Origin of the sequence: Agrobacterium vitis (assembly GCF_013337045.2) — a bacterium.
Taxonomy (GTDB): domain Bacteria; phylum Pseudomonadota; class Alphaproteobacteria; order Rhizobiales; family Rhizobiaceae; genus Allorhizobium; species Allorhizobium vitis_B.
In genome coordinates this window covers 1-26,444 of the sequence record NZ_CP118263.1, presented here as the reverse complement: position 1 = coordinate 26,444, position 26,444 = coordinate 1, and the positions used below count along the sequence as shown (strand labels likewise).

Annotated in this window: 24 protein-coding genes; 8 read left to right on the top strand and 16 right to left on the bottom strand. The window is 57.7% G+C overall.

Annotated features, from left to right (window positions below; all coding sequences use genetic code 11):
* Positions 1–2 precede the first annotated feature (2 nt).
* Positions 3–899 carry a haloalkane dehalogenase gene (locus tag G6L01_RS27470; RefSeq protein ID WP_156555931.1) on the top strand — a complete coding sequence of 299 codons (897 nt, stop codon included), beginning with the start codon at positions 3–5 and terminating at the stop codon, positions 897–899.
* Positions 900–1,000: 101 nt separating this feature from the next.
* Here the strand turns inward: G6L01_RS27470 and G6L01_RS27465 are convergent, their stop codons facing one another.
* From G6L01_RS27465 to G6L01_RS27430, 8 genes are all read right to left on the bottom strand, one after another.
* Positions 1,001–2,626: a GMC family oxidoreductase gene (locus tag G6L01_RS27465; RefSeq protein ID WP_070167500.1), complete on the bottom strand. Its 1,626-nt coding sequence runs from the start codon at positions 2,624–2,626 to the stop codon at positions 1,001–1,003.
* Between the two features lie 159 nt (positions 2,627–2,785).
* Positions 2,786–3,556, bottom strand: a complete 771-nt coding sequence (locus tag G6L01_RS27460; protein ID WP_012654998.1) for an SDR family NAD(P)-dependent oxidoreductase — start codon at positions 3,554–3,556, stop codon at positions 2,786–2,788.
* Positions 3,557–3,713: 157 nt separating this feature from the next.
* Complete coding sequence (locus G6L01_RS27455; RefSeq protein WP_070167503.1) at positions 3,714–4,961, bottom strand: LLM class flavin-dependent oxidoreductase; 1,248 nt, start codon at positions 4,959–4,961, stop codon at positions 3,714–3,716.
* Positions 4,958–5,833: an LLM class flavin-dependent oxidoreductase gene (locus G6L01_RS27450; protein WP_139190087.1), complete on the bottom strand. Its 876-nt coding sequence runs from the start codon at positions 5,831–5,833 to the stop codon at positions 4,958–4,960. The genes G6L01_RS27455 and G6L01_RS27450 overlap by 4 nt, the downstream gene beginning before the upstream one ends.
* Before the next feature lie 210 nt (positions 5,834–6,043).
* A complete protein-coding gene (locus G6L01_RS27445; protein WP_070167505.1) occupies positions 6,044–7,003 on the bottom strand; it encodes an aliphatic sulfonate ABC transporter substrate-binding protein in 960 nt (319 codons plus the stop codon).
* Between the two features lie 26 nt (positions 7,004–7,029).
* Entirely contained in the window at positions 7,030–7,833 is an 804-nt protein-coding gene (locus tag G6L01_RS27440; RefSeq protein ID WP_081344246.1) for an ABC transporter ATP-binding protein, read from the bottom strand.
* On the bottom strand, positions 7,830–8,654 hold the full coding sequence (locus tag G6L01_RS27435) for an ABC transporter permease (protein WP_233278968.1): 825 nt from the start codon (positions 8,652–8,654) through the stop codon (positions 7,830–7,832). The genes G6L01_RS27440 and G6L01_RS27435 overlap by 4 nt, the downstream gene beginning before the upstream one ends.
* 554 nt (positions 8,655–9,208) lie before the next feature.
* A complete protein-coding gene (locus G6L01_RS27430) occupies positions 9,209–10,081 on the bottom strand; it encodes a PhzF family phenazine biosynthesis protein (RefSeq protein ID WP_070167507.1) in 873 nt (290 codons plus the stop codon).
* A 117-nt stretch (positions 10,082–10,198) separates the two neighbouring features.
* Between G6L01_RS27430 and G6L01_RS27425 the strand changes: the two genes are divergently transcribed.
* The 3 genes from G6L01_RS27425 to G6L01_RS27415 are packed head-to-tail and all read left to right on the top strand — an operon-like array spanning position 10,199 to position 11,810.
* Positions 10,199–11,095, top strand: coding sequence for a LysR substrate-binding domain-containing protein (locus G6L01_RS27425; protein ID WP_071205640.1), 897 nt, complete (start codon positions 10,199–10,201; stop codon positions 11,093–11,095).
* Between the two features lie 25 nt (positions 11,096–11,120).
* A complete protein-coding gene (locus G6L01_RS27420; protein WP_070167509.1) occupies positions 11,121–11,414 on the top strand; it encodes a hypothetical protein in 294 nt (97 codons plus the stop codon).
* A 3-nt stretch (positions 11,415–11,417) separates the two neighbouring features.
* A complete protein-coding gene (locus G6L01_RS27415) occupies positions 11,418–11,810 on the top strand; it encodes a hypothetical protein (protein WP_070167510.1) in 393 nt (130 codons plus the stop codon).
* Between the two features lie 28 nt (positions 11,811–11,838).
* On the opposite strand, the gene G6L01_RS27410 is transcribed toward G6L01_RS27415, so the two are convergent.
* The 4 genes from G6L01_RS27410 to G6L01_RS27395 all read right to left on the bottom strand — a co-directional run bounded on the left by G6L01_RS27410 (position 11,839) and on the right by G6L01_RS27395 (position 14,644).
* Entirely contained in the window at positions 11,839–12,243 is a 405-nt protein-coding gene (locus G6L01_RS27410) for a hypothetical protein (protein WP_070167511.1), read from the bottom strand.
* A 96-nt stretch (positions 12,244–12,339) separates the two neighbouring features.
* On the bottom strand, positions 12,340–13,332 hold the full coding sequence (locus tag G6L01_RS27405) for a hypothetical protein (protein WP_060716510.1): 993 nt from the start codon (positions 13,330–13,332) through the stop codon (positions 12,340–12,342).
* A gap of 2 nt (positions 13,333–13,334) precedes the next feature.
* Positions 13,335–13,835 (bottom strand): RES family NAD+ phosphorylase, encoded by a 501-nt coding sequence (locus tag G6L01_RS27400; protein ID WP_337732483.1) that lies wholly within the window; start codon positions 13,833–13,835, stop codon positions 13,335–13,337.
* Positions 13,836–13,927: 92 nt separating this feature from the next.
* Positions 13,928–14,644 carry an antitoxin Xre/MbcA/ParS-like domain-containing protein gene (locus G6L01_RS27395; RefSeq protein ID WP_012654980.1) on the bottom strand — a complete coding sequence of 239 codons (717 nt, stop codon included), beginning with the start codon at positions 14,642–14,644 and terminating at the stop codon, positions 13,928–13,930.
* Between the two features lie 233 nt (positions 14,645–14,877).
* Between G6L01_RS27395 and G6L01_RS27390 the strand changes: the two genes are divergently transcribed.
* Together G6L01_RS27390 and G6L01_RS27385 are read left to right on the top strand one after the other, a co-directional pair.
* Positions 14,878–16,065, top strand: coding sequence for a hypothetical protein (locus G6L01_RS27390; protein WP_070167513.1), 1,188 nt, complete (start codon positions 14,878–14,880; stop codon positions 16,063–16,065).
* 202 nt (positions 16,066–16,267) lie between these two features.
* Positions 16,268–18,778 carry a DEAD/DEAH box helicase gene (locus tag G6L01_RS27385; protein WP_070167514.1) on the top strand — a complete coding sequence of 837 codons (2,511 nt, stop codon included), beginning with the start codon at positions 16,268–16,270 and terminating at the stop codon, positions 18,776–18,778.
* Between the two features lie 165 nt (positions 18,779–18,943).
* On the opposite strand, the gene G6L01_RS27380 is transcribed toward G6L01_RS27385, so the two are convergent.
* Entirely contained in the window at positions 18,944–20,053 is a 1,110-nt protein-coding gene (locus G6L01_RS27380; protein ID WP_012654977.1) for an RHE_PE00001 family protein, read from the bottom strand.
* 370 nt (positions 20,054–20,423) lie between these two features.
* Here G6L01_RS27380 and fic point away from each other — a divergent pair, with 370 nt between their 5' ends.
* Complete coding sequence (gene fic, locus G6L01_RS27375; RefSeq protein WP_060716505.1) at positions 20,424–21,527, top strand: protein adenylyltransferase Fic; 1,104 nt, start codon at positions 20,424–20,426, stop codon at positions 21,525–21,527.
* Positions 21,524–22,444: a recombinase family protein gene (locus G6L01_RS27370; RefSeq protein ID WP_060716504.1), complete on the top strand. Its 921-nt coding sequence runs from the start codon at positions 21,524–21,526 to the stop codon at positions 22,442–22,444. The genes fic and G6L01_RS27370 overlap by 4 nt, the downstream gene beginning before the upstream one ends.
* An 8-nt stretch (positions 22,445–22,452) precedes the next feature.
* Here the strand turns inward: G6L01_RS27370 and repC are convergent, their stop codons facing one another.
* The 3 genes from repC to repA all read right to left on the bottom strand — a co-directional run bounded on the left by repC (position 22,453) and on the right by repA (position 26,444).
* Positions 22,453–23,772: a plasmid replication protein RepC gene (repC, locus tag G6L01_RS27365; protein WP_070167515.1), complete on the bottom strand. Its 1,320-nt coding sequence runs from the start codon at positions 23,770–23,772 to the stop codon at positions 22,453–22,455.
* Between the two features lie 214 nt (positions 23,773–23,986).
* On the bottom strand, positions 23,987–24,997 hold the full coding sequence (gene repB / locus G6L01_RS27360) for a plasmid partitioning protein RepB (RefSeq protein ID WP_060716502.1): 1,011 nt from the start codon (positions 24,995–24,997) through the stop codon (positions 23,987–23,989).
* Positions 24,998–25,226: 229 nt separating this feature from the next.
* Positions 25,227–26,444 (bottom strand): plasmid partitioning protein RepA, encoded by a 1,218-nt coding sequence (gene repA / locus G6L01_RS27355; protein WP_060716600.1) that lies wholly within the window; start codon positions 26,442–26,444, stop codon positions 25,227–25,229.

Here is a 26,444-nt window from a genome sequence, read left to right as displayed (position 1 = left end):
ACATGACTGAGAAATCACCACATCCCGCCTTTGGTGACGGCGCGAAAGCGTATGATGTGCCGGCATTCGGCCTGCAAATCCACACGGTTGAACATGGTTCAGGTGCTCCAATCGTCTTTCTCCACGGCAATCCCACGAGTTCCTATCTGTGGCGCCACATATTCCGCCGTCTCCATGGACACGGTCGGCTATTGGCCGTCGATCTGATCGGGTACGGCCAATCTAGCAAGCCTGATATCGAATACACATTGGAGAATCAGCAGCGTTACGTTGACGCTTGGTTCGACGCCCTCGACCTAAGGAATGTGACGCTGGTTCTGCAGGATTATGGCGCAGCGTTTGGACTAAACTGGGCCAGCCGGAATCCAGACCGCGTCCGAGCCGTGGCCTTTTTCGAGCCAGTGTTACGGAACATTGATTCGGTGGATCTGTCACCGGAATTCGTCACCCGCCGAGCGAAGCTCCGCCAACCGGGCGAAGGTGAAATCTTCGTTCAGCAGGAAAACCGCTTCCTGACTGAGCTTTTCCCCTGGTTTTTCCTTACCCCTTTGGCGGCGGAGGACCTAAGGCAATACCAAACGCCGTTTCCGACGCCGCACTCGCGCAAGGTGATACTCGCAGGACCACGCAATCTTCCAGTGGATGGCGAGCCAGCAAGCACTGTGGCATTCCTGGAACAGGCGGTAAACTGGCTCAATACGAGCGATACTCCCAAGCTACTGCTGACATTCAAACCTGGTTTTCTACTCACCGATGCCATATTGAAGTGGAGTCAAGTTACCATCCGTAATTTGGAAATAGAAGCAGCGGGCGCGGGGATCCATTTCGTACAAGAAGAGCAACCCGAGACGATCGCACGCCTCCTGGACGCATGGCTAACACGCATTGCAGGAAATTAGGCAGAACGTTACCAATCATCCCTGAATCTCGGATCAAAATATTCTCCTTCTGAATTTGGGCGGCACCCACAGACGCTGAACCTGTCAATGTCGAACGACTATCACGACAAACTATCCTCCAGGATCATTGCCGCCCCCTTCTCGCCAATCATGACGGTGGGTCCGTGCGTGTTGGAGGATGGCATTGTCGGCATGACGGACGCATCAACGACTCTCAGTCCGTCAACACCGATCACTCTCAGTCTCGGATCGACGACGCTTGCGGAATCCGTACCCATCTTGCACGTTCCGATGGGATGGTAGGACGTCAGACCGGTTGTTTTTGCCCATTCCAGGATGTCCTGATCGCTCTGCAGACCCGCGAGGTCGTTGTCCCGTGAGACCATAAGATCATCAAAGACCGAATCCGAGGCAATTCTGTTGATGAATCGAAAGGCACCGAGCATCGAGCGGAGATCCTCCTCGTGTGAAAGGTAGTTCGCAACGATCGCCGGCGGCTCCGCGGCGGCGCCCGACCGGATGTGGCTGGAACCCGTCGAATTCGGCCTCAGGACGAACGTCGAGATGCTGAAGCCGGGAAACTCATCCAGACGTCCGCTGATATTTCCGGTATTGTGGGGTGCACTGAAATGCAGCATCTGGATTTTCACGTCCGCCCGTTCGAGGTCCGACCGGGTTCTCACAAATGCATGGGCTGTCGCCCCTATGGTAGATAGGGGACCGCCGCCTCGCGCAAGCCAGCAAAGCATGGCGCGTACCTTCCAGACGTAGCTGTGTTGGACATCATTCAGGGTGCCGCGGAAACGGGTACGAAAACCGACGCGCACATTAAGGTGATCGCGCAGATTTTCTCCGACGCCCGGGAGGTGCACCAGTGGCACGATACCTGCCCGGCCAAGCACCTCACCGTCCCCTATACCCGAAAGCTCAAGCAGCTTCGGGGATTGAACGGTGCCGCAGGATAGAACGACCTCTCGCCGTGCGATGGCACATCTCAGGCCATCCGCCGCGCGATACTCCACCCCGATCGCTCTCTTCCCTTCGAAGAGGATGCGGTTTGCAACAGCGCCTTCGCGAATGGTCAGGTTAGCACACCTGCTGGCGGGCGAGAGATAGGCACGGTCTGTGCCATGACGCAATCCCCGGCGCTGGTTGAACTGGAGATAGCCTGCGCCTTCCGAAATACCCGCATTGTAATCATCCTGCTGTGATACCTGCATGTTACCGCAAGCCTTCAGGAACGCATCAGAGAGAGGATCTGCTGGACGGTGCCTGGTAACCGTCACAGCCCCGCGCTGCCCTCTGCTCGCCGGATCACCGGGAATGTATGTTTCGCTGCGCTTGAAGAAATCCAGCAGATCGCCATAAGACCAGCCGGTACAGCCTGAGGCAGCCCAGAGGTCATACTCCACCGGGTCTCCCCGTACCCAGAGCATGCCATTGATGAGAGAGGAACCCCCAAGTCCCCTGCCGCGCGGCCAGACAAGTTCCCTGCCATTGAGGCCGGGTTCAGGCAATGTCGTGAAGTTCCAGACTGCATCCTCTTTCGCGAGCGCGAACGGAGTCAATATCGGCAGCCGGAACCGGATGCCGGACTGCTGTCGACCAGCTTCCAGGAGCAGAACCCGCAATTCCGGACGCTCAGCCAATCTTGCAGCGACGGCAGCGCCAGCGGATCCTCCTCCGACGACGATGAAATCGAATTCATCAGCTTCTACTTGCTTCAAGATTTTCTTCCCACGTGTTGAGAATGAAACTTTACCGGCGTTCCTGTTGAACTGTTTCGCCTCGAACGAGCCAGCGCTGCGTGGATTGAAACCACTTCATCAGTTCCTGTTTTCCTTTGGTCCGGTCTCTGCTTTTCCAGAAAAACGTGTTTCGCTCGATTAACCGGCAAGGAACCCCCCGTCGCAGGGGATGATTGCACCAGTGACATAATCGGAGGCGTCGCTGGCCAGGAAGATCGCCAGGCCCGCCACATCGGCGGGCGATCCCCATCTTCTGGCAGGGATGCGCTCGATGAAGCGGGTGACCACTTCAGGATCGTGGCGCAGCTTTTCAGTCAGGGCGGTGACCATAGCGCCGGGCGCTATGGCATTGACCCTTAGTCCTGAAGGTGCCCATTCATTCGACAAGGTCTGAGTGAGCAAGGCGATCCCTCCCTTGCTGGCTGCATAGGCAGCCGCATTGTGGCCTCCCCTCAGACTGCGGATGGAGCCAATGTTTATTATTCGTCCGCGGCCTCGGGGAAGCATCAGCCTGGCTGCATGCCTGCTCAGCGCGAAGGCCGCAGTCAGATTGACCTCGATGATCCTGTCCCACATCTCGAGCTCCATATCGAGCGACGGCGTGTCGTCCCAGATGCCTGCGTTGTTGACAAGGACATCGATCTGGCCCCCCAGTCGCTCCACAGCTTCATCGAATCCGCGCTTCAGGTCGCTACGGTCGCTAAGATCGGCCGTGACAATCTGCCGGTTATCGGCCGGGAGGTCAGAGCTTTCCCATCCACGGTCGATGCAGACGACATCAGCTCCCACTTCTAAGAAGCCGTCAGCGATAGCGCGCCCGATCCCCCGAGCGCCGCCCGTGATGACGGCCCTCCGACCGGAAAGGTCAAACAGCGTCGAGATGTTGGGGATTTGCGAAGGATATGTCATGACAGGCCCACCATCATGGGATGCGAACGCGAGCCCTGCACGCCGCTTGCAAGTCCGTAATCGACTGACAGGTCTTTAAAGACGTGCGTATCCCGAACATGCTCGGAATTGCGACAGCTATCTTGCCGCCGCTGTCCGGTGGAACCCTGTTCGATATTCATGTCTGGAATGCCCATGACGGCGCGGGCGGGCTGATGGGCAGCCCAAGGTTCTCGCGAAGCGTATGTCCACGATAATCGCGATCCACGAGGCCTCGACGACGCAGGATCGGGATGACCTCGTCCACAAACAACTCGAATTCCGCAGGCAATTCATGGGGCATCACCATAAATCCGTCCGCCGCCCCTCCCACAAACCAGGTTTCTGCCGCATCAGCGATTTGTTCCGGCGTGCCGATAACAAGATGATGGCCGCGGCTTCCGGCCAAGGCGCTGGCCAGTTGCCGGATGGTTAGTGGCGATGTGCTGTCAACCAGGGATGAAATGACCGAAAAGCGGCTCTTGATGCCCTCATACAGATCGATGTTCCCGAGTGTCCGCGGCAGGGGCTCGTCGAAATCGAACGCGGTCAGGTCGATACCGAAACTCTGTAACCAGCCATGTGAGGCGTGGGGCAGGATCAAGTCGTCAAGCGCCTTCTTCTTGCTGCGGGCCTCTGCCTCGGTGGAGCCGATGACAAAGCTGAGGCCCAGGATAAGACGCACATCATCGGGGTTTCGGCCATGCGTCACGGCGCGGCGCCTAAGGTCATTTCTGAAATCCCTGCCAGCTTCGAAATTCCATTGGGCGCTAAACACCAGTTCGGCGAAACGGGCCGCGAAATCTCGCCCCGTGGCGGAAGACCCGGCCTGCACCAGAACCGGGCGGCCCTGGACCGGACGGGCAATCGGTGCAACATCGTCGGGGACCGGTGCGCCGTCCCAGTATGCGAGCACCTGTTCTGTGTTGCGCGCGCCCAATTCATAGCGCTCGGCATGGGGGATCGGCTTATCGAGGCCGTAGTTGGCACCGGCCGCCGGCTCGCCCGAGGTCACGATGTTCCAGGCAGCGCGGCCTCCCGTGGCATGGTCGAAGGTCGAAAAGACCCGGGCGACCTCAACCGGATCGGAGAAGATCGCCGAGCCCGTGGCGATGAAACCGAGATTCTCGGTTGCTTGAGCGACCGCAGACAAGAGCGTGACGGGTTCGACTTCCCAACGCGGGCTGTACATGACCGCAGGATTGAAGATGAAAAAGTCGGCCATGAACACGGCGTCGAATCGTCCACGTTCGGCAGTCCGGGCGAGTTGCTGGAAGTAATCGAGACTGTGAATCCGCTCGGGCTGTGCGCGTTCCGTCCGCCAGGCTGCCTCGTGGTGGCCGCACAGCAGGGGATTGACCAGAAGAGCGAGAGGACGGCTGGTCATGCGGAAATTCCATTTCTTCTAAGGGCAAACAGGCTTTCCGGACGGGATAACCCAAGCGTGTCACGCAAATTGCTTCCGCGCGGCTTTGACCATAACCCAATATCTCTCGCCGCCCGCGCGACGGCATCGATCCGTGGCGCTACACGGACAGTCGCTCCATCAACGTCCCCATCGTTGAGCAGTGCATGCATCGACGCGAGATCGCCAGTGTCTGCAACGATACTTAGGAGGGTGGTATTTCCCTCGGCACGAGGTGCGAGGGGCTTGTTCGTGCTCTGACCGGGGACCGGAACGATTTCAATGATGTCCGCCGTGGGCCATGCGCCTTCGGCAAGATCGGCAGCGAGGACCTCTCGAACCAGGACCGGTCGACCTTGAGGGGCGCGCGGTATATCGAGCGGGCCAGCTACCCTATAATATTCCCCGATGTGATCGAGCCGATGAACCTTGCTGATGTCGACATAAATTCCACTCTCCTTGTCGTAAAGGGCGGCATCGTCATCCCAGCTGTCCAGGAGGTGGCTGACGGCATGCACGAACTCCGCGATCCGGGCTTCTTCAGGCTCATCGGCAGTCGAATATGGCTTCCAGCCTGCCCGTCCACTCGAGAGGTGATCAAGAGACGCCAGACGGCGTGCAAAATCGTAAGGCAGAGCCGTATCGACGTTCACCGCCGCAACCAGCCCGATCTGCTCGGTCCTGGCCGCCAGCGCGGCCAGGATTGTTGTAGGATCCAGGATGGTTTCCCTGCCCCCGATAGTCAGTGTCGTGAACCCAGCCTTTTCAGCCGTTCGGGCGACCGTAACAAGATCTGCCGTAGTGATTGGGTCTGATATCGTCAGCCCAAGACCGAATACTTGGCGAACGCCCATCAACATACCCTTCTCATTTCGCTGAACGCGTGTTCGTGTTGCTGAGCCAGACCCAAGTTGCGTGAACGTGCGTTTTTGGTCGAAAAATCAAGATCGCAATAGTTCCGGGTCTGATCCTCCGGATGCCGCCAAAGCCTCGGAACGAGGTGACCGGTGGTATTCATAAAAAACGCATTTGACCTGATTTTCTCGGGCATCCTCTGCCTCGCGTTAGAAATTGAAAAAGGCCTGATCCGCGAAGCTGGAGACTTCGAAGGTTTGCCTGATGAAGTGGTTGTCCAGGAGGAACTTCACGGAATCCGCCAGCTCTGCCTGGTCCGCCTCGGTTACGGTCGGTTTCCACTCGAAACGGGAGAAGGCGAGCTCAGTCTGCTTTGGCGTCAGGCCTACTACCGGCGCGAGGACCTGGGCTGAACCGGCCGGATCAGAGCGCAATGCCTCGGCCCCGCGCTTTACCGCCTGCAAATAGGCCTTCAGCACATCCGGATGCTTGGCGGCGAAGCTGCCTAAGGCGACTATCGGGTTGAGGTTACTCTTCAGGCCGGCGCCGTCTCGCAGGGTACGCGAGACACCCTCGCTGTCCAATTTGGTAAGTAGCGGTTCCCACACCAGGACGGCATCGACGTCGCCTTTGGTGAGGGCGATGCCCATGTCCTGCAGGCCAAGATTGAGAAACTCCACGTCGGAAATCTTCAGGCCGGCCTCGGCCAGCACCAACACCAGCAGCTCATGTACATTGCCGCCGCGCAGGGTGGCGACCTTCTTGCCCTTCAAGTCTTTCACTGTCTTCACCGAACTGTCCTTGAGCACTACCAGCGCTTCAGCCTTGGCCCCCTTGCAGGCGAGGCCTACAAAGCGAGTATCGATGCCATTGGCGAAGGCGATGAGGGAGGGCGTGTCGCCCAGCGCGGCAATGTCGAGAGCGCCCGAGGCGAAGGCCTCGTTCACCGGCGGACCGCCCGCGAACTGGTGCCACTTTACCTCCACGTCCTTCAAGCCGGCCTTGGTAAACTCCTCATCTACCCAACCTTTTTGTTTGGCCAGCAGGATGGCGGAATAAGGCACGAACGGCATGAATCCAATGTTTACGGTCTCCGCTGCAGCGGAACCGGACCAGAGAAGTGCGGCGGCGACCAAGGCAGTGGCAGTTTTGGCAATGTTTTTTAGCATCTTGGACGACTTTCTTTCAAAATGAGCTAATTGCGGTGGTGGAAAAACTGGGCATGCAACTCATGGCGCAGACGGGCGAAGGCGGGATCGCCGCGGTCGCGCGGATGGGGCAGCTCCACGGTAAACCGCGCCCGTACACGGCCGGGACGATCAGAGAACACCACGATCTCGTCTGCGAGATAGATGGCCTCCTCGATGTCATGAGTGATGAGCACGGTGGTCAGATTGTCAGTATGGCGGATGCGCAGCACCTCGTCCTGCATCTGGAGGCGGGTCAGCGCATCGAGCGCACCGAAGGGCTCGTCCAGCAGCAGCAAATCCGGCTGGTGCGCAAGCGCGCGCGCGATGGCGACGCGCTGCGCCATACCACCGGACAGTTGGTGCGGATAGGACCGCCCAAATCCTTCAAGGCCCACCAGCTTCAACTTCTCAGTCACGACTCGCCGCTGCTCCGCCTTGGGCAAACGGTGGAGACTGAAGGCGATGTTCGCCTCCACCGTCATCCAGGGAACGAGGCGGTGGTCCTGGAACACGATGCCTCGGTCGAGGCCCGGTCCCTTCAGCGGCCGACCGCCCAGCAGCACCGTCCCGCCGAACTGTGGTTCCAAGCCAGCGACGATGCGCAACAGGGTACTCTTGCCGCAGCCGCTTGCACCGATGATGCAGGTGACGCTGCCGTCCCGTACAACGAGATCCACATGGTCCAGAGCACGCACTTCCGACCCGTCAGGCCGACTGAAGCTTTTGGAGACGCCCTGGACCAGCAGCGTGTGATCGGTAGCGGCGGGGGGTGTTGCAGGGAATGCGGCAGCGGTCATATCACCCCTCATAACCCGCTGAAGCCGGCGCGCCAGCGCACCAGACGTCGCTCAGCGAAGCGTAAGGCATCGTCGGTCAGCTTGCCAAGGACGCCGAGGGTAATCATTCCCGCAAGCACAACGCTGGCATTCGACATTACGCGGCCGTCCATGATGAGGAATCCGATGCCACTCGATGCTGCGATCAGCTCGGCTGCCACAACACACATCCAAGACATGGTGATGCCGAGCCTGAGCCCCGACATGATCTGCGGCAGGGCGCCGGGGATCATCACCTGACGGATGAAGTTGAGCCGTGGCACCTCCAGCACCCGAGCTAGTTCCACATAGCGGACATCAGTCTGATGGACAGCGTCAAGAGTGCTTACTAAAATGGGAAAAAAGGCGCCGAGGACGATGATGAAAATTTTGGCCTCCTCCCCAATACCGAACCACAGGATGGACAGCGGGATCCAGGCAATAGGCGGGATGGGTTTTAACACCTGCACCATTAGATCAGCCAGCCGGTTCAACGGCCCGATGAGCCCCATAACGATGCCAAGCGCGAGGGCGAGCACAGCGGCGATGCCGAATCCTTGGAGCACACGGGCGCTGCTTACCGCCACATGCTCGGCAAGCTCCCCACTCAATGTCATGTTCCATATGGTGCGAACGATGGTTGATGGGGCCGGCAGCAACACGGGTCGCACGGCTCCAAAATCACATGCCACCTGCCAAACGGTGACGAGCACCACAAGCGGCCCCACTCGAACGGCGAACGCGGAGAGGAGCGCGAACGGGCGATACGACGGAACTGAATGACCAATGGTGGTAGAGACAGCTTGCTTACTCACGATCCCTCCGCCCTCCCGGCTGCCACGACGTTGCGTTTGGCGTCCAGGAAATGAGAGCCGAGGAGAAGGGCGTCTCTCGAATTGAACGCACCAGAATGGACAGACCGTTGGCTGTCATCCAACCTCCTCGTCGCAATTGTAGGGTGAACCTCGTTTTCCGCGTGCCTTACGGTATGGACTTAAAACGAGCCTGAGCCTGCCAGTCTATAAAATCTATGTATAAAGTCATGAAATGTTGTTCTCTTTTATGGGCACGAGGAAGCAAAGTGAGTTTTCTAAGTTGTTCAAATGCAGATTTTTTGCTGCGGGCCATCACGTACTGGCTTTGGGGAGCGGCAGGGCAAAAGTCTCGCGTCGGCGCCGCCGGTACAGTCGTTATGGAAAATGCCGCGATCCTAAAGAATTGGCATTACGTGTTCGAGGAAGAGAGCGCGGTTGGCTCGCATAAAGGGCGGCAGCACGATAAAGTCGTCGCCCCAGAACCAAGAGACGTCGCAGCGCCGGCTTGCTGAAGTTTGAAGGATCGGTACGGGCGCTAGGACCGGGTGCAAGCATTAAAGCCGGATCACGCCTCTCAACACGACAATGCCTGTCCCGGAGAGTTCCGGTTCGGGCTTCAGCCGGATATGCAGAATGCTGCGGCGCCCCATCTTGGTACCTTGTTCGATCACCAATTCGTTGTTCCTGAGGTTTCCCGTGGCTGCAAGATACGCGGCCAAGGGCCCAGCGGCGGTTCCGGTCGCAGAATCTTCCCACAGGCCAACGGTTGGATTGAAGAACCGGGCGTAGGCAGTGTTCGGTGCTTCGGCATCGAACGCATAGACATAGCAGCCTTCCGCCGCCGTCTTTCTCAGAACGGCGAGCAGCTTGCCGGCATCGGGTCGCGCCTCGTCAACCGTGCCGGCATTGCGAACGCGCACCATCAGATGAGCCGCGCCGGTGTCGGCGGGACGTGGCGGCGGTTCTGACAGAATGTCGCCCAGACCGAGGCCAAGGGCGTCGGCGAGAGGCGCGACATCACTGAGCGGGTCCGACAAGCGCAGCGGCGCCTGGCGCATGCGGCCGTGGACGCGACCGCCGATCAATTCGAGCTCGATCGGCAGAACATCCTGACCGATCTCCTGCTGAAAGGTCCGGGCGGTCGTCAGCGAACCGAGATTCCCATGTTCTCCTAGCCAGAGCCACGCACCAAGTGCGTTGTGGCCCGCACCGAACACTTCCGCGCCGCTGGCGGTGAACGACCGCAGTTTCCAATCGGCACATGCGCTCCGAAGTATGAAGGTGGTCTCGGCCTGATTGAATTCACCGGCGATCCGCCGCATCGCATCATCGGTAAGGTCGTCGGCGTCCTGCACCACCGCGAGCGGATTGCCGGTCAATGGCGCATCTGCGAAGACATCAATGAGACCTGCGACCAGTTCGACCATTTTTCCTGCTGCCTTGAATGAGTTTATTTTGATAGGGTTTGACGATCAGCACTGTACAGCCGCTTATACAAATAGAAAAAGTCAAATTACTCAGCTTCAAGGTGAACTGGATTCAGCATGAGTCGCTCTCGCTTGCCGCCATTGTCCTCCCTTCGCGCTTTCGAAGCCGCTGCACGGCGGGCGAGTTTCAAGGCCGCGGCTGAAGAACTCTCCGTGACGCCGACGGCCATCAGCCATCAGATCAAGCAACTCGAAGCCCATATGGGCCTGCGTGTCCTGGACCGGTCGCCGAGAGCGGTGACGTTAACGCCGCAGGGCAAGACGCTGTACGAGGCGACGGCCTCTGGTTTCGGCGAAATCGAAAGGGCAGTCACGCGGCTGCTGGCAGATACGACCCCGACGACAGTCACCCTCTCGTCCACGACTGCGTTTCTCAGCCACTGGCTGGTGCCGCGGATGGATACGCTCCGCCTGGCTGTTCCGATGATCGATCTCCGGCTGCATACTTCGAATTCCGTCGAGGACTTGCGGGCGGGTGGTGTCGAGACTGCAATACGTTACGGGCGTGGTCCCTTCCCTGGCGTGATCAGCACCCGCCTTTGCGATGACGTGATGACACCCGTTTGTAGCGCACGGCTCGGTCTGTCCCACCCTGATGATCTGCGGCGCGCTATACTGATTCATATCGACGGACGAAACCGGCCCTCGCCGGAACCAGACTGGTTGCGCTGGTGCGCGCAGGCCGGTGTGGCCGACGTCGACACCAGTGTCGGACCCCGCTTTCCCGATAGCATGCTAGCCGTCCAGGCGGCTATCGCGGGACAAGGCGTGGTCATAGCCAGCCGGGTTCTGGTAGCGGATGCGCTTGCTGCGGGCTTGCTGATAGCGCCTTTTTCCGGGGAGCTTGCCGGAGATGCCTATCACTTTGCCTGCGCTATTGGGTTAGAAACAAGAGCTGACATCGTCGCACTTAGGGAGTGGTTTCAGGCATCGCTCGGGCCAATGTGTCATTAACGGACCTCTTTCGGCAGACGTGTCCATGGTCGATATGATGATCGAACTTGGTCCGGATTCTTTTGCGCCAACGCAACGCAATCTGAACGCCGGCAGTGGCGGCAATCTCAATCCGCGGCGCGCCATCATGAGAAAACCGCATATGGCGCTCACGTCACAGGCAGATAAATGGATATTCGATCGGCTCGAGAAGTCTCTGATGCGGTCTGGCGCGCTCGATCTCACCGATCCGCGCTTCGACCTACCGGCGGTGCAAGACAGCTCCCCGGGTGTGTTTGCGACCGTCCCACAGGTGCCAACGCAGTCTCCAGAGGAGTAGAAAATGGATATACCGAACGTCTCTCGTCAGCCACCTGAGATCGGCAGCCGAGTGAAAATCTACTTTGACCGCACGTCTGGTGATCTCATCATTGAGACCCCTAAAGGCCAGCGCAGCAGGGATTTCATGGGCGTTTGCATCAGCGACGCCGTCTTCGACACCGAGGCCACTGTAAGGGGCAGCACCCGTTGCATCGTGACGGGAACTTTTCTTGCTGTCCCGGGTTCACGTGAGAGCCGCGATATCGAGTCGGAAATCCGCGCGCAGGGCAGATCGCATCTGGAGTTTTACTGGTGGCGAGATAAGACGTGGCCACTCCGCAAAGCGCGCCTGGCGTTCATTACGAAGCCTCATGGTGGCTTCCCGACTTCGATGGTCGTCGACGGAGAAGTCTGACAGGGGGCGCTTCGGCGCCGTCTGTAGTCTACAGATCAAAGATTTCGAGGCCTGGAATTATCATTTGCGCCGTTCCCAGCATTGGTCTGGGAAGTCTCGCTGCAAAGGCCTGCCGACCGGTATCGACAATTGCCATTATGCGATGTCGGCCGTCCATGACTGAGATCCAGCCCTCCTCTTTTGAGGTCGATGTCAGCACCGGAAAACCTATTGGTTGGTTGGAACCGACCCGGCGCACCCAATAGTCATATTTCCCTTGCTTGAAATCCACGCCGCCGCCGCCTCTCCTATCGATCGACCAAAACCATGGTGCATGATTTCCGAGGTGCTGATCAAACCCAGCACTCGGCACGTGGACGGTTACATAGTCGTCCAGGTCCGCGAGCGGCACTTTTTCATTTGAGATATATGTGAGGCCGAGAAGGGTCGTCATGGAGCGAGCATCTCTGATGGAATTATGGGATTGTAGTAAATCACATGATTTGCTGGTCAGAAGGTGAAACCAACACACCGACATAAAGTCGGCCATTTAACCCTGCGTCCGGAAGCGTCGAAGGGCGCGCGGCGAACGGCGGTCAAGAAGCAGGACCCCGTCAAGGCCGGACGAAACACTTCTATCCTGCCGACCCGCATAGTTCTGCGACCGATCTTCAAGAGCAGAGAAGACCTGGGCGACACGCCTGCGACGCGTTGCTTCAGTCGGGGGCCGCTCTCGTACCAAGGCAAGGATTTCCTTGTCGATACCCAAGAACACACCATCATCGATCTCGCGTCCGACATAACCCGCACCAACCTGATCGGATAGATCAAGTACCGGCTGATCGAGGATAATGGAGTAGGCTCGTGTAATCGCTTCGAAGAGATCAAACGTCACGGTGATGTCGTCACCCTTTGCCGGCGGATCCAGCACTCTGCCCTCTGCACCACCGGCCTTGAACATGAAGAAGTTTGCACAGCGTGTGGTCGGCGCCCGTCCGTTGACCGTGTGAAGCGCCGAAACCTGCCCCAGTGCCTTCGCAACGGTGCTTGCGGCTGGCGCTCGGATGCGACCCTTGCTCTCGAACACATGGCGTTCCCTTCGCTTGATGCCGATAAAATCGGGACGCGATTTTGGAGGAGGAGGCGCTGCGCCAGCTTTCGGCGCGACCGGAGCCGTTGGGGATCCCCATCGACAGGAGGCAAGGCCGGCGACATGCACGAGATACTGCACGCTCATCTGACTCTGAGCATACCAGTGCGTGAACGCCTCGCCGAAAAGGAACGAAACCCCCACCTTCTCCGACTGCTCCAAACTCCGAAAATAGGCCGTCGTGTTCAAGGAGGCATCCAGATAGCCCGTCGCCATCGCGACCAGCATTTTCTCCCGCCAGGGGCCAACGGTGCGGACAGCGGCTCGACGGCTGGGATAGCCGACGGTCAGCAACGAGCGGATGATGTCGGCATGTGTCGCTGGCAACGTTTTCGTGCCATTCAACGCCGTAAATCGCCCAGAGAAGTTTGCGGAAGTGACTGTAACGGACATGCTTATCGCCCGGCCCGGATCGACACCCCGATAGACCGCAGGGCGGCTATCAAGTCGGCTTGACGAACCAGCTCGACCGCCGGAGAGGCGACAAGTTTCGCAGCGACAGCCCGATCGTAGACCGCCACGCAATCTGCCGCCGTGAGGCGTGAGGAATAGAGCAATCCATCGACAGCATAGGATCGAAAGATCGACTCGCTCAGTCTCTGCCCTTCCTGATGTTCCTTGCCCCGGGCTGCGTCCGTGCTGACGCCCAACCTCAGGAGGCCGGTCGTGCGCAGGTCGAGAAGAATGAGAGCATCCGTGGCCGTCACCTCAGTGACCGACCAGTCCTCGATTTCACTCTCATCCAGCACTCGGTCCTGCGTCCCCTCGAAGCGGTCGCGCACGATCGTCTCCGCAATCGCGGTCGCGAGATCATATGCGGCATAAAGCAGTCGGAAGATCTGGTTTGGACTTGAGAATCGCGATTGACCGAAACCCATGCCGAGCGGGGTCGACATGTGGGCTACAGGGATGATGCGGAGATAGGATTGCGGGAGAAACGCAAGCGCGAGCTCCCGAACCGTTTGAGGATCAAGTTTCACGATTCAGCTCAACCAAAATCGCGCTCAGCTGCATCCAGAACCTCGTCCAGATTGCCCATCTTGAGATTGTCGAGCGGCGTTCCGCCTATGCTTGGCTTCGGCTGGATCAACCATTGCCACGCTACACGCGGATTGCGGATGATTTTGGTGACCTGAGGCATGCCCTCGACCGGCCGACCATCCACAAACTGAGCCAGGGGAAAGACATGCTTTCGCTCGCCCTTGAGCAGACCGACGACAGCTCCGCGCTTGTGCCAGTCGTGCAAGGTCGATCGCTTCGTGCCGAACTTCTTCTCGATATCGCCCGGACCGGCGACCGGACCGGCCCAGTCTTCGATGCGGGTTGGCGTCGCAAATTCGTCGAGCCTGCGGCGCCCTTCCTCAATGTCTACCGATTGCCCCAGACCGGCACCTCGGCTGACCTCCACAGGCTTTTCGACCGATACCTCCGCGAGCACATGACCTGGCTTCGCAGCCAGTTCGGCGACGGCGGCTTCCACAATATGGGCGAGTTCCGTTTCATCGTCGGCAATCCGACGCTGTTGCTCGACAGAAAGGCGCGCTGCTACCGCAGAGACCACGGCCATGACCTTGCCAGTCGCTGCAAGAGCCGGCTTTGAAAGGCCTGGATTGTGTCGGGCCAGAACCTTGAGAACATCGGCTACCGCAGCCGGATTGACTTCTAGCTTTGCGCCCATCTGCGATTTACGGGTGACAGCAACCATCTTCGTCTTCCTTCTTGACTACAGCCAAGATAATGCGGATTGTCCGATTTGTCCAGATTGTTGTCCTCAGATTCGGGAGCGGCCAGCACTGAGGCCCTTAGAGATTTGATGGCGAACTTACCCTCTTTTTATCGACCTGATTTACAGACGGGCAGTTAGGCTTATTCGCGTATTACTATCGGACTTTTTAGTTTGCGTATTTTTCTACTTGGCACGAGGGTTGTCGTTTCGCAATGGAAGAGCACGAAATACAGAAATGGCTGAAGGAATTTCCCGGGGCGCGCCGCGCCGCGAATGGTTTCATCATCGGCGATGAACGTGGCGAGTTCTACGTCACAGGGATCGAACCACTCGATCCAGATCTCAGCAATGAAGAACTGGTTTATGCGCCCTTCTGCTCTAAGAATGAGATTCTCCGGCTGAGGTCGTTGAGAAGCGCGCATGACTACTTGCTGCGAATTCGGGCTAACTCCGTTGCCGATTCTCCTCGAGTTACGAGGGTGCTTGCCCACCGGAAGCGTGCATTTCAGCAGAACGGTCGCCCTTGGACTCTGACATCCTACTACGAAACCGTCAATTTGGCTCCGAGACGCTATCTTGAGCGACTGCCGAAGGCCTTACGAAAATCCGCTCGCTCAATCCCCTGTGGCTACGTCCCAACCCTGGAAGTGAACGCCGCTTGCTTAAAGTCCCTGGTAGGCGAGGTGATCATCGTCTCCGAAGCGTTGCGCTACTTCCTCTATTTCATGACTGTATGTTTTCATGGCGCACACTATGAATTTCCGATGGGCGACCGGATTGATGCAGCCTTAATCGCCCTGCGGACGATGATAGGGTCAGAAGCCCAGGACTTTGACATCGATCCGCGAGCTAAACTTCCAGCGAGTGTGGACGCTGCTATCAAGCGCGATGTAGACGACATGCTCGAATTCACATTCGGGCATGAGTTTAGTCATTTGCTTCTAGGTCATATGGAAGAAGCATCTTCGACCGAAAATCTGGAGGATCTAAAAACCTATAACCACGATCTAGAATTCAGTGCTGACCTCCACGCGATTACAGCCATCGGGTCGGATAAAGATGCAAAACTCCGCCTTTCCAACGGCGCCTATCACATATTTCTCTTCCTCCACTTAATTGAACTTCTGGGCTCCCGATTTCTCGATATACCTCGGTTTTCGGTATCCGAGACCCATCCCGCGCCGCTTGAACGGCTGTATGCGCTGAATGCAGCGCTTGGAGATAGGAACCAACCAACAAAGCAACATCTGGACGCACTCGTAAAGCACGTCGGCGTGGTGGCCGAGGCGCTAACACAACGAGTCGACGGCGCGCCGCGGAGCGATCTGTTGTCATTTTATGGCTCCATGTATTTATTTGGCCTTGGTGGTGAAATGCGAGAGGACAGAATTGATTTCTGACCCTCAACCTTGGACGTCTGTGAATTAGTGGATGCAGAAAGCATGGTTTTTCATCCTGCTCCTGCCACATCGCTAGGCGTCAGTAACGCCCGCCGAAAAAATAACCTGCAACAGGTTTTTCAAAGTAGTAAGAATTTTTAATGCCTCTCTCATGGGCATACATCTGTTAAAGCAGAACTGTCAGTAAATTGGGGGACAAGAGATGGTCGACTTCAAAAAGCTTCGCGAGGACAAGGCAAAGCCGAAGCCCGTCGCCCCACGAGATATCTTTCATTCCCTCCCGAAAGCCGTCGGGATCAATGACCTTTATGTTAGCCAAGCCGAGGCTCTCGATGCTTGGTATCCATCCCGCAGAAACGACAAGGATGTCGTTGTAAAACTGCATACGGGGGGAGGAAAGACCCTGGTTGCGCTGCTCATGGCACAATCAACCATGAATGAACTCGGTGAACCCGTTCTTTATCTCGCACCAACTACCCAGCTCGTCGAACAGGTTATTGCCAAAGCGACTGAATATGGAATACGCGCGGTACCCTACGCGAGGGGGCAGCCTCTAGCCTCCGAGTTTCTAGATGGTAACGCCGTTCTCGTGGGGGCCTACGAGAGCCTTTTCAGTGGTCGCAGTAAATTTGGTGTTCGGGGTTCCGCGAAGCCGGCAGTGAAAGTCGGCGGCATCATCTTGGACGACGCGCACGTCGCGCTTTCCTCTGTTCGTAAAGCATTCAGCCTGACAATCACGTCGAAAGACCACCTCGAGGTCTATCAGGAGATGGCGGATCGATTCAGGGGCGCGTTCGACGAGGTCGGACGAGGCGGCGCCTTTGCTGACATCACGAGGGGGAAGGATTTCGGCGTGATCGAGGTCCCCAGCTGGGCTTGGCTGTCCAAGGTCCCCGAAGTTCGGGAATTTCTTTCACAGCATGTCGAGGGCGTTGATCCCTACATATGGCCTCTCCTACGTGACAATCTGGCCATGTGCCACTGCCTCTTCAGCCGCAAATCGGTGACGATCACCCCCACCTTTCCACCGGTTGATCTTCTTCCTACGTTCGATGACGCTAAACGCCGGATCTACATGTCTGCTACGATTTCGGACGACAGCGAGATTGTTCGCACATTCGGTGCCTCCCCTGCTGCAGTTGGCAGACCGATTCAGTCTTCATCGCTTGCGGGTGTAGGCGAGCGCATGATCTTGGTGCCCGAGCTGATGCCGCTCGGCAATGTCGCTATCACACCGATGGTTAAACAGATCGCGAAATGGATTGCCGGTTATGCCGGCGTCGCGATTTTGGCGCCGTCCGGGACCATTGCCAAAGGATGGTTGGATACTGCGGAATATCCAGAGACAAGCGAAGCGGTTAGCCACCGTATAAAAGATATGCAGGCCGGATCCTTCAAGGGTCCGATCGTTCTTGCTAACCGATACGACGGCATTGATTTGGCTGGTCCGTCTTGCCGCCTGCTGATTATGGATGGCCTGCCACAGGGTACGACCGACTACGATATGTTTCGGACGAGTGTTCTTGCAGATTCCGCGGTCAACTCGTTGTTGGCTCAGCGGATCGAGCAGGGCATAGGGCGCGGCTCCAGGGGCGGCGGCGATTTCTGCGTTGTCGTCCTGACGGGAAGCGATTTGGTTGCATGGATCGGACGCAAGAAGAATCTTGAGCATCTGACCGCGAGCAGCCGCGTCCAACTCAACGTGGGACAGGAAGTGAGTGAGGCTGTCGCCAGCTATCAGGAAATTGGCGAAACGATGCTCAAGTGTTTGAACAGGGATCCGGATTGGGTTGCCTACCATGCGTCAGAGTTGGCAGCCGCCACCCGGCCCCCGGGTATCGACGAACTGGCGCTGAAGGTCGCCGGTGCTGAGCGCAGGGCTTTCCGGCTGGAAAGAGTGGGACAGTATGAAAGCGCCATTCAAGAACTCGAACACCTAATTTCCTCACCAGACCTAGTACAGGATGGTCAGAGAAGGGCATGGCTTTCCTCGTTGGCAGCTCGCATCGCTTTCCATATGAATGACGATCACAAGGGTCAGCGACTTCAGACGTCAGCTTTCGCAACCAACAACAACCATATCCCACCTCGCATCCGACCCGCCTACATTCCGCGACCAATGGCAGGTCCACAATCCATGGCGATTGTTAGCCGAATCCTCGAATACCAACGTCGTGGGTCGCTCATTCCTGCTTATAACGAAGCGGTCTCGGCTTTAGTGCCCGACGCCTCCCCGTTCCAATATGAGGAAGCGTTAAAGAACCTTGGAGCATATCTTGGTTTTGACGCCGAGCGACCGGAAGCAGTGCACAAAACAGGGCCTGATGTTTTGTGGCGAACGAGCGGTTTGTTCGACTTTGTCATAGAAGCCAAAAGCGACAAGGAGAAGGACAACCCGCTCTACAAGAACGACCATGCTCAACTCCTAGAAGCCGAGCAATGGTTCAGGCGATGCTATCCCGGAAGGCAGTCTTTGCGGGTTTCGGCGCTTCCGGAGCCCATCGCCGATCGGAAAGCAAGCACCCAGGGAACGTACGCCCTCAAGTTGGAGGAAGTGACAAAGCTCGTCGGAGCGGTCCGTAATCTCTATGTCTATCTAATTGGGCAACCCGGAGACAGGGAGGTTCTTCAAGAGCGCTGTGAGGCTGAATTGCGCCGTACTGGCCTAACGCCGGACGGCATCAAGACGATCTATTTAACTGAGTTCAGATGAACGTTGCCGCCCTCTCCCACGGATTTTGACGGCGGCAAATGCGCTGCCGTTTTGCGATAAGCGTCGCCACGAATAAGCCGCGAAACAAAAGGGGATTCTATCACCAGAAACATCTGAACGCCCGAGGACCCGACCTCGTACCGACCATCGTTTGCTGCCTTCGCATCAAATTACACCCCATGCACGGAAGCTTCCTCTCCCCGTCACTTCCCGAACGCCGAGTTCGGCGACGAGATCGAGCGCCGCACGATGGCTAACCTTCAATTCCTTGACTATAATCGACGAGGATACGATCGGTCGCGCCATCAGCAAGTCCACAACGCGCGGCAAACTGCTGGATGAGCGCTTTCCCTTCAGTTTGCGCTCGAGGTGCTCCCTAGCCTGTCCCAGCCGAATTACTTCCTTCATGGCCAGTTCAGCGCTGCTCGCCATTGCATCCAGCCCGGCAAGCACTCGTGATACACGATTGTGTGATCGCCGCCGTTCCCGCGGCACAGCTTTCAGACCGGAGCAGATGCCGAACAGGTGCGAGGACACCTTTCCGCGCACCCGGAAATAGGAATTCACCAGTTGTGTACCAAGCCAATGCTGCCGCTGCAATGGCTCTATGCATTCCCATGCGTCCCATATAACTGCGGCCGCCAACGTGGTCGGCAAGGCGTCGGCCTCAGCCAGAGCCGCTCTCCAATCCGAAAGGCGCCCTTCCTCGTTCCAACCCGGATCCCGGACAATGAGCTCACCGACCATCAAAGGATCCGCCTTGCGGCCCTCGCCCGTTGCCACCGCTTCGAGCACACGGGCGGATCGATTAAGGACCGCATCGATTTCCGCCATCTCCGCCGCAAAACCGTTCTCGTCTTCGTTCAATGCCAGTTCGATGGATAATGACGAGCTCCCTTCGCCTACCACCTCTCGTTCCGTAGAGTCCTCTGATCGCCCCGCGAGGCTTACGACCCCAGCCCTGCTCGTCGCCCAGCCCGGGTCAGCGCTTGCGATGCGCCGCCGCGCCCTCAAGATTGAATGTGCGATTGTGACTTCATGGGTCGGGGTGCGGACATCCCGATTTGCGTCGTGGAGAACGAGATCCTCGAGATGGACAAGCTCGCCGGCGACCCACATGCTGGCGGCCGCCTCGATGAAGTGCGACCTTTCGGTAAAGCCCTGCCTGACGGGGCTGCGGCGAACAACCTCGTCGAGACGCGCGAGCTGATCTTCCGCCCTTGCGATGGCCGGAAGCAGCGCCGCCAGTGGCAAATCACCGGTTTCATATCTCATTGTTTTAACGTATCTATTTTGATAATCTTGAAGCTATAATAGCATACACTTCAATCATAGCCGATACTTTTTCTCGCGCGCGTACTATTAGAGCTGCCAAAGGCGTTCGAACTGTACAGGATTAGCGCCGATGGACGTGACATCGATGAAAATCACTGTTTTCCAGCCACTTGCGACGTGTTTACTTTGACTCCAAAGGACCAAGAGACGTTTACAAACGATCGTTTGTTAGTATCTTCTGCATTTGTACAAGGCGCTTGCGAGACGCTTAATGTGTCGTTATATTTTGATTCTATCGACATGAATTAACGATATGTCGATACCGACGACATATCCACCCGACATGTCGATCGCATGAGGATTAATCGACATGCCGTTTCAGCCGAACCGCCCGTTTAACGACCTCCCCACCTTGCCGCCACGCGAGGACGTGGAAACGAAAGCCGTGCTGAAAGCCTGCATCTCGGCACGCGCGGCGCTGGCGGAACTGCGTGTGTCCGGCCAGCTCATTCCGAACCAGGCGGTCCTTATCAATTCTATTCCGCTGCTGGAGGCGCAGGCGAGCTCGGAGATAGAGAACATCGTCACCACGACCGATAGACTGTTCCGCTTCGCCAATGAGGCCAACAACCAGGCTGATCCGGCGACGAAGGAAGCGCTGCGGTATCGTACCGCCCTCAGTGAAGGCTTTCAAACGCTCAAACAACGTCCGGTGTCGACGTCGACAGCGATCGCCGTCTGCAGGACCATCAAGGGCGTCGAACTCGACATCCGCGCGACGCCGGGAACGGCGCTGATGAACGAGGCGACCGGCGCCGTCATTTATACTCCGCCAGAGGGGCAAGCACTGTTGCGGGACAAGCTCTCGAACTGGGAGCGGTACATTCACGAGGCAGAGGACATCGATCCGCTGATCCGCCTCGCCGTGATGCACTACCAGTTCGAAGCCATCCATCCATTCACCGATGGCAACGGTCGAACGGGCCGGGTGCTGAACCTGCTCTACCTCGTCGACAAGGGCCTGTTGGACATTCCGGTCCTCTATCTCAGCCGTTACATCATCGGCAACAAGCGCGCCTACTATGACCGCCTGCTCGCCGTGACGACAGACGCTGCCTGGGAGGACTGGATCCTCTACATGCTTGAGGCGATCCGTGAGACTGCAAACTGGTCGACCGCGCGCATTCGTTCGATCCGGGATTTGCTCGATCAGACCGCGGAGCGCATCAGGCGGGATCTGCCGAAGATTTATTCGCGCGAGCTGGCCGAAGTGATCTTCGTGAACCCTTATTGCCGTATCGGCGATCTGGTGGCCGCGGACATTGCGAAACGACAGGCCGCATCGGTCTACCTGAAATCCCTTGCTGAACTCGGCCTGCTGAAGGAAATCAAAGCCGGCCGGGAGAACCTCTACATCAATCCGGCGCTGCTTGCTCTTCTCAGCGATCTACCGTCGGCGAAGCTTGCCCAATGAAGCGTCCGAGCGCCAGTCATCGCCTGATCGGCTACGCCCGCGTCTCTACGGACGAGCAGGCGACAGAAGCCCAGGAAATCGAGCTGCGATCGGCCGGGTGCAATGTGATCGTCCAGGAACACGGATCCGGCGCGTCGCGTGCCCGGCCTGCCCTTTCCAAACTCGTTCGCGAGATCGGCGCCGGAGACACGCTCGTTGTGGTTCGGCTTGACCGTCTGGCGCGCTCGGTCAGCCATCTGCTCGAGGTGATCGAGAATCTGACGGCGAGGGGCGCGCATTTCCGATCGCTTCGCGATCCTATCGACACAACCACGCCGCAGGGCATGTTCTCGCTCCAGGTTCTCGGCGCCGTCGCGCAGCTCGAACGCGCGCTCATTTCCGAACGAACGAAGGCCGGCATCCGGGCAGCCAAGTCCAAAGGAAAACTTCCCGGCAACCCCGGCATACGAGAGAAACGCCCCGAGGCGTTGGCCAGGATGACGGCCGCCCAGAAAGCGGCATACGGCGATCGCATTCAGGCCTCCGCGAACCAATGGCTTCCGACCGTTCGGCGCATGCGGCCCGATCACACATGGGACGACATAACCCGAGTGCTCAAACAGCAGGGCCTCGACTGGACGCCGGAACGGCTTCGCCGGGCTGTGAAGTGGATGGTGACTGAACGCATGGCGGACGCAGCGCTGCTGAAAAAATCTCCGCCCCGGCTTCCCGAGGATCGCCTGATGACGCTTGTGGCCGGCATCCATTCTTCGAACGCAGACCTCACCCTGCGCGATATCGCCACCCAGCTCGAAAGGCTGCACGAGCGCACCCCGCGCGGCGGCTCCAAATGGTCGCCCTCGTCCGTGAAGAACCTCATCGATCGCGCCCGACGTTCGGGGTTGATCACCGACGTCGACATCGCCGCGGCCGAGTAACGAGGAGATCACCACGACCTCGGCTTCTGCAGGCTTTTCAGCAGCGAATCCGATACGTGGACGCGGCTATCGTCTTCTGCATCCTCATCCGTTCGTGGTTTTCCGACGCTGGCTGCATTCTTCTGCTCGTCCAGCTTCGTCCGTAGCAACGCCATGACCATCGGCCAGGTCGAAAACTTCCCGTCCCTGGCCCGATCGGTCAGGCTGCGCAGATAGCCGCCGGCGTTGTTGATCTGACCGGCCCGCTGATAGATCGCCGCCAGCGTGATCGCCGCGTGTTGCTCACCCATGGTTTCTCGGGCCTCCCGCCAGGCGCTGGGGCTAATCCCCAGCATCGGCCGGGCAAGGTCAGCCGCCGCCACCAAGTCGCGCCAGTGCCGGATTGTCCCTGCCTGGGCCAGTTCCTGCATTTCGGGGCAGGCATCCAGCACGATTCCCAAAGGCAGCTCGCGTTTCGGCAAGCTCCGCACGTTGTCGGTTTCCGCAACGCCGCCGCACGCTTCTTCTATTTCTCTAAAGCCGTGTTCAGATTCAGATTTAGTGTCTGGTTTTGAATTCTGTATGTGACGACCGGAATGGGACTCATTGGCGTCCGGATTCATTGTTTTCGTAAACGATTCCAATACGTCACGGATCTCAGCGCAGAGTTCCTGAAGTTTCTGGGCAATACTCTCTATAAGCTGACGGGGTGCAGAGCGCGGCAGGCGGCCGATGATCCCCTGATAGGTCTGTGTAACTCTTCCCCAGTTTCCCGGAACGCTCTCTTCAATGCCAGTTTCGATCATTTTGACGATGTCGCGGCGAAGAAGAGTCAATCGCTCCTTCGCCACCCGGAAAGCCTTCTTTTCAGCTTGCACCGCCTGGGCCAAATCTCGGAACTCTTCGGCCCGCGCTACGATTGGCGACAGATCGAAGCCGTAGGCCTGCTCGATCTCCCCTCCCCTTCCCTTGCGGGCGAACCGCTTGCCGTTGGGGCTGTCGCGGCGAATGATGAGCCCGCAGTCAACCAGTACGGCAAGATGCCGGCGCAGTGTCGTGGCAGGCATGCCGTTTGCGCGAGCCATCAGCTGCTCGTTAGAAGGCCATACGACCAGTTCGGCGCCACCAGTCAAGGCGGTCTCCGGGTAAAACGTCAACAGCGCGTTCAGGATCGAGAGTGAGCGGTCCGTGGCTCCGATCTGTTCCCGGGATTCACGGATGTGCTGGAAGACCTGCCATTTGTGGGCGACAGCGTCCAATGCGACCGCTTTTGCTGCCATCTGGCTTGCAATATGGCCGAGTGTCATCGGCCGCCGCCCAAAGGACGTCGTTGAAATATGCGTCTGCATTTCCTTTTACCTTTTGTTAGGCAATAGAAATCCGCCCGTCGAAATGACGCTTTCCCTCACGGGACCCTTGACTACGATTCCTGGAAATGCGATTCTCTTAGCTGCGAGACTACAGAGAAGGTCTTCCGGAACGCCGTTTCGGGGGCCTTTTTCTTTTGCGGTGAGAGCCAGTCCATCTCAATCGAGCGAAGCTTTGAATTGGATGAAATCCTGGCTATTGGTCGAGCTTGCCTCCTCCTGTTGTTTCAATGAATTGGGCGTACAGGCCATCCAACTGGTCAGCGACATATTCGCCGAAAGTTGGCACCAATCTCTCATCGAAAACCAGAGCCGTTCGTCCGGCTTCTTGTCGGATCGTCGCAGCCTTTTTCCCCTTTGGCGTGCTCCAGGCCCTTACCTTTTTTGGAGCCTTAGCGGGCGGCTTTGAAACGGCATTGAAAATGAGGGCAAAGCGGGTATCGCTATCTGAGTGCTTGAACTGCTCCGACTCAAGCACCGCGTCGATTGCGTCTGTTGCCTTGGGCTTCCCAAGCCCCTCGGCAAGTGCGACCCAACGCGATCGACCCGCTTTCGACGCTGGACCGATTTGTGTGGCGAGGTTCAGCGGTATGCCTCTGGCAACAGTTATGTAACGGCTGAGGTCGGCCTTGTCAGTGGAAAGCGCGGCAATGATGGTGGCCCGATCAAAACCCGCATCTTCGAGGCGCAGGGCGAAGAGAGCCTTTTCAATGAAGGAAAGGTCAGCACGGTCAAGATTTTCTCGGCCCTGGGCCACGACTAGTTCACGGTCCGTGAGATTTCGGACAATTGCAGAAACCTCTCTCCGCAGATTTACTGCCGCGCGCAGTCGCCGCCTTCCATATACGATTTGATATCGACCGGCAGCCTCAGGATGCGGCCTGACAAGAATCGGTACCTGCTGCCCCTCCTGCGAAATGCTCGCCTCAAGCTGCTCGAACTTCGGATCCACGTCCGCGGGCAGCCGATCCGCGATCGGAGACCCGTCGATCATTGATGGATCCAGGGACACGACGGCTTCGCCCGCAGCCAGTTGATCCTGCAGCCGAGCTGCAGCTTTTGCTCCCTCGGCCATCTCTTGCAAAGACGAACCCATGGCCGAAATCGCGCCTGTACGAACACGAACGGCTGACTTGTCGACTGCTGTTCTATCGGTTGCAGGCTGCTTCTTGAGGAACAAGGTATCGATTGCGTCTTTGCGGCTCATGTTATTGGCCTCTTGGGTTTGGCGTCGTGGCGTCGCATTTTTGATTGCAAATGCGCTTGGTTGGGAGCTCCCAACAAGAGAAGACAATTGCACCCTGGCCAATTAGCGATTGGCATGCATCGTTGTCTCAAATTTCTCCGGTTTCTCCAGTGCCCCATGTCCAAGGGGCGACTCAACACCTCTCGGTTGGGAGCTCCCAACAGACCTGTGAGGAACGCAAAGCCTTTCATCAGACCCGCCCCCACGCCATCTTGATCAAAGCCTCGATCTCCGAGTTCACCGCATCTAAAGATTCCATCGCCCGGTCGTATGTCGACCGCGTAAGGTTCTCTCGCCCTATCTCATAGAGCGTCTGCTTGGTTAAACCGGCATCAGACACCGCTGCCGACTTAACCATTGGATTTGTAAGGACGTGATCCTCGAACATGTTGCGCAGTAGTGCCGTCACTTTCGTCTGCGGCGCGTCCTGGGGCTCATAGCGCGTCAAGAGATAGCGTATGAAATCGTATTGAAGATTGCCACCCGCCTCTTTCACGACGCCCAGAAGGTCGCGTGTCATGAGGAGAAACTGGCTCATGGAAGCGATATCTAACATCTGAGGATGTACGGTGATTACCATTGATGTTGCAGCACACAACCCGCTGAGCGTCAGAAACCCAAGCTGAGGAGGGCAGTCAATGACCACGACATCGTAATCGTCGGCCACCTCGTCAAAGGCTTGGGCCACGCGAGTAAAGAATAATCCGTCGCGTGTACCACGATCAGTCAAGGCTTTCGGCGTGGTATGCTCGAACTCCATGAGCTCGAGATTTCCAGGAACCAGATGAAGACCGTCAAAATACGTCGGTCGGATCACATCTCGCAACGGACGACGTGTCTCGTCATACCGAATAGCCGCATAGAGCGTTTCGTTCGCACCGACATCAGTTTCTGGCAGAACGCCGAGGAGTGCTGAAAGACTGGCCTGCGGGTCGAGATCGACTGCGAGCACCCTGTAACCTTGCAACGCCAGATACTGTGCAAGATGAGCCGACGTCGTCGTCTTCCCGGAGCCGCCTTTGAAGTTGGTTACGGCAATGACTTGCAAATGCTCAGAACCGCGGCGATGAGGCACAAACTCGATGCTTTCGCGTCCACGAGCCGAACCTGCGAGCATATGCCGGATCTCGTTTATCTGACCGAGCGTGTAAAAGCGTCTTCCGTTGCTGGCAAGCTCAGGCTGGGGGCCTTCGCCTGCCAACGTCATCTTTCGAAGCGTTGAGTCAGATATTTTCATCAAGCGTGCGGCTTCACCCGAGGTGAATTTGCGAAGGCTCTTGTGCGACGTCGGAGGAAACAAAGCCTCGCTCATCGCTTGAAGCTGAGAGCTGAGCTGCTCAGCATGCTCACCAATGGTAACATCTACCGACGGGCGATCATTTCGGGATATGGCAGCGGCTTTGCTCAC

Excerpts from the sequence above, each read along its gene's own strand:
- G6L01_RS27470 (WP_156555931.1), top strand. The coding sequence starts at position 3 with ATGACTGAGAAATCACCACATCCCGCCTTTGGTGACGGCGCGAAAGCG.
- G6L01_RS27460 (WP_012654998.1), bottom strand. The coding sequence starts at position 3,556 with ATGACATATCCTTCGCAAATCCCCAACATCTCGACGCTGTTTGACCTT.
- G6L01_RS27455 (WP_070167503.1), bottom strand. The coding sequence starts at position 4,961 with ATGACCAGCCGTCCTCTCGCTCTTCTGGTCAATCCCCTGCTGTGCGGC.
- G6L01_RS27450 (WP_139190087.1), bottom strand. The coding sequence starts at position 5,833 with ATGGGCGTTCGCCAAGTATTCGGTCTTGGGCTGACGATATCAGACCCA.
- G6L01_RS27445 (WP_070167505.1), bottom strand. The coding sequence starts at position 7,003 with ATGCTAAAAAACATTGCCAAAACTGCCACTGCCTTGGTCGCCGCCGCA.
- G6L01_RS27440 (WP_081344246.1), bottom strand. The coding sequence starts at position 7,833 with ATGAGGGGTGATATGACCGCTGCCGCATTCCCTGCAACACCCCCCGCC.
- G6L01_RS27430 (WP_070167507.1), bottom strand. The coding sequence starts at position 10,081 with ATGGTCGAACTGGTCGCAGGTCTCATTGATGTCTTCGCAGATGCGCCA.
- G6L01_RS27425 (WP_071205640.1), top strand. The coding sequence starts at position 10,199 with ATGAGTCGCTCTCGCTTGCCGCCATTGTCCTCCCTTCGCGCTTTCGAA.
- G6L01_RS27420 (WP_070167509.1), top strand. The coding sequence starts at position 11,121 with ATGGTCGATATGATGATCGAACTTGGTCCGGATTCTTTTGCGCCAACG.
- G6L01_RS27415 (WP_070167510.1), top strand. The coding sequence starts at position 11,418 with ATGGATATACCGAACGTCTCTCGTCAGCCACCTGAGATCGGCAGCCGA.
- G6L01_RS27410 (WP_070167511.1), bottom strand. The coding sequence starts at position 12,243 with ATGACGACCCTTCTCGGCCTCACATATATCTCAAATGAAAAAGTGCCG.
- G6L01_RS27405 (WP_060716510.1), bottom strand. The coding sequence starts at position 13,332 with ATGTCCGTTACAGTCACTTCCGCAAACTTCTCTGGGCGATTTACGGCG.
- G6L01_RS27400 (WP_337732483.1), bottom strand. The coding sequence starts at position 13,835 with ATGTCGACCCCGCTCGGCATGGGTTTCGGTCAATCGCGATTCTCAAGT.
- G6L01_RS27395 (WP_012654980.1), bottom strand. The coding sequence starts at position 14,644 with ATGGTTGCTGTCACCCGTAAATCGCAGATGGGCGCAAAGCTAGAAGTC.
- G6L01_RS27390 (WP_070167513.1), top strand. The coding sequence starts at position 14,878 with ATGGAAGAGCACGAAATACAGAAATGGCTGAAGGAATTTCCCGGGGCG.
- G6L01_RS27385 (WP_070167514.1), top strand. The coding sequence starts at position 16,268 with ATGGTCGACTTCAAAAAGCTTCGCGAGGACAAGGCAAAGCCGAAGCCC.
- G6L01_RS27380 (WP_012654977.1), bottom strand. The coding sequence starts at position 20,053 with ATGAGATATGAAACCGGTGATTTGCCACTGGCGGCGCTGCTTCCGGCC.
- fic (WP_060716505.1), top strand. The coding sequence starts at position 20,424 with ATGCCGTTTCAGCCGAACCGCCCGTTTAACGACCTCCCCACCTTGCCG.
- G6L01_RS27370 (WP_060716504.1), top strand. The coding sequence starts at position 21,524 with ATGAAGCGTCCGAGCGCCAGTCATCGCCTGATCGGCTACGCCCGCGTC.
- repC (WP_070167515.1), bottom strand. The coding sequence starts at position 23,772 with ATGCAGACGCATATTTCAACGACGTCCTTTGGGCGGCGGCCGATGACA.
- repB (WP_060716502.1), bottom strand. The coding sequence starts at position 24,997 with ATGAGCCGCAAAGACGCAATCGATACCTTGTTCCTCAAGAAGCAGCCT.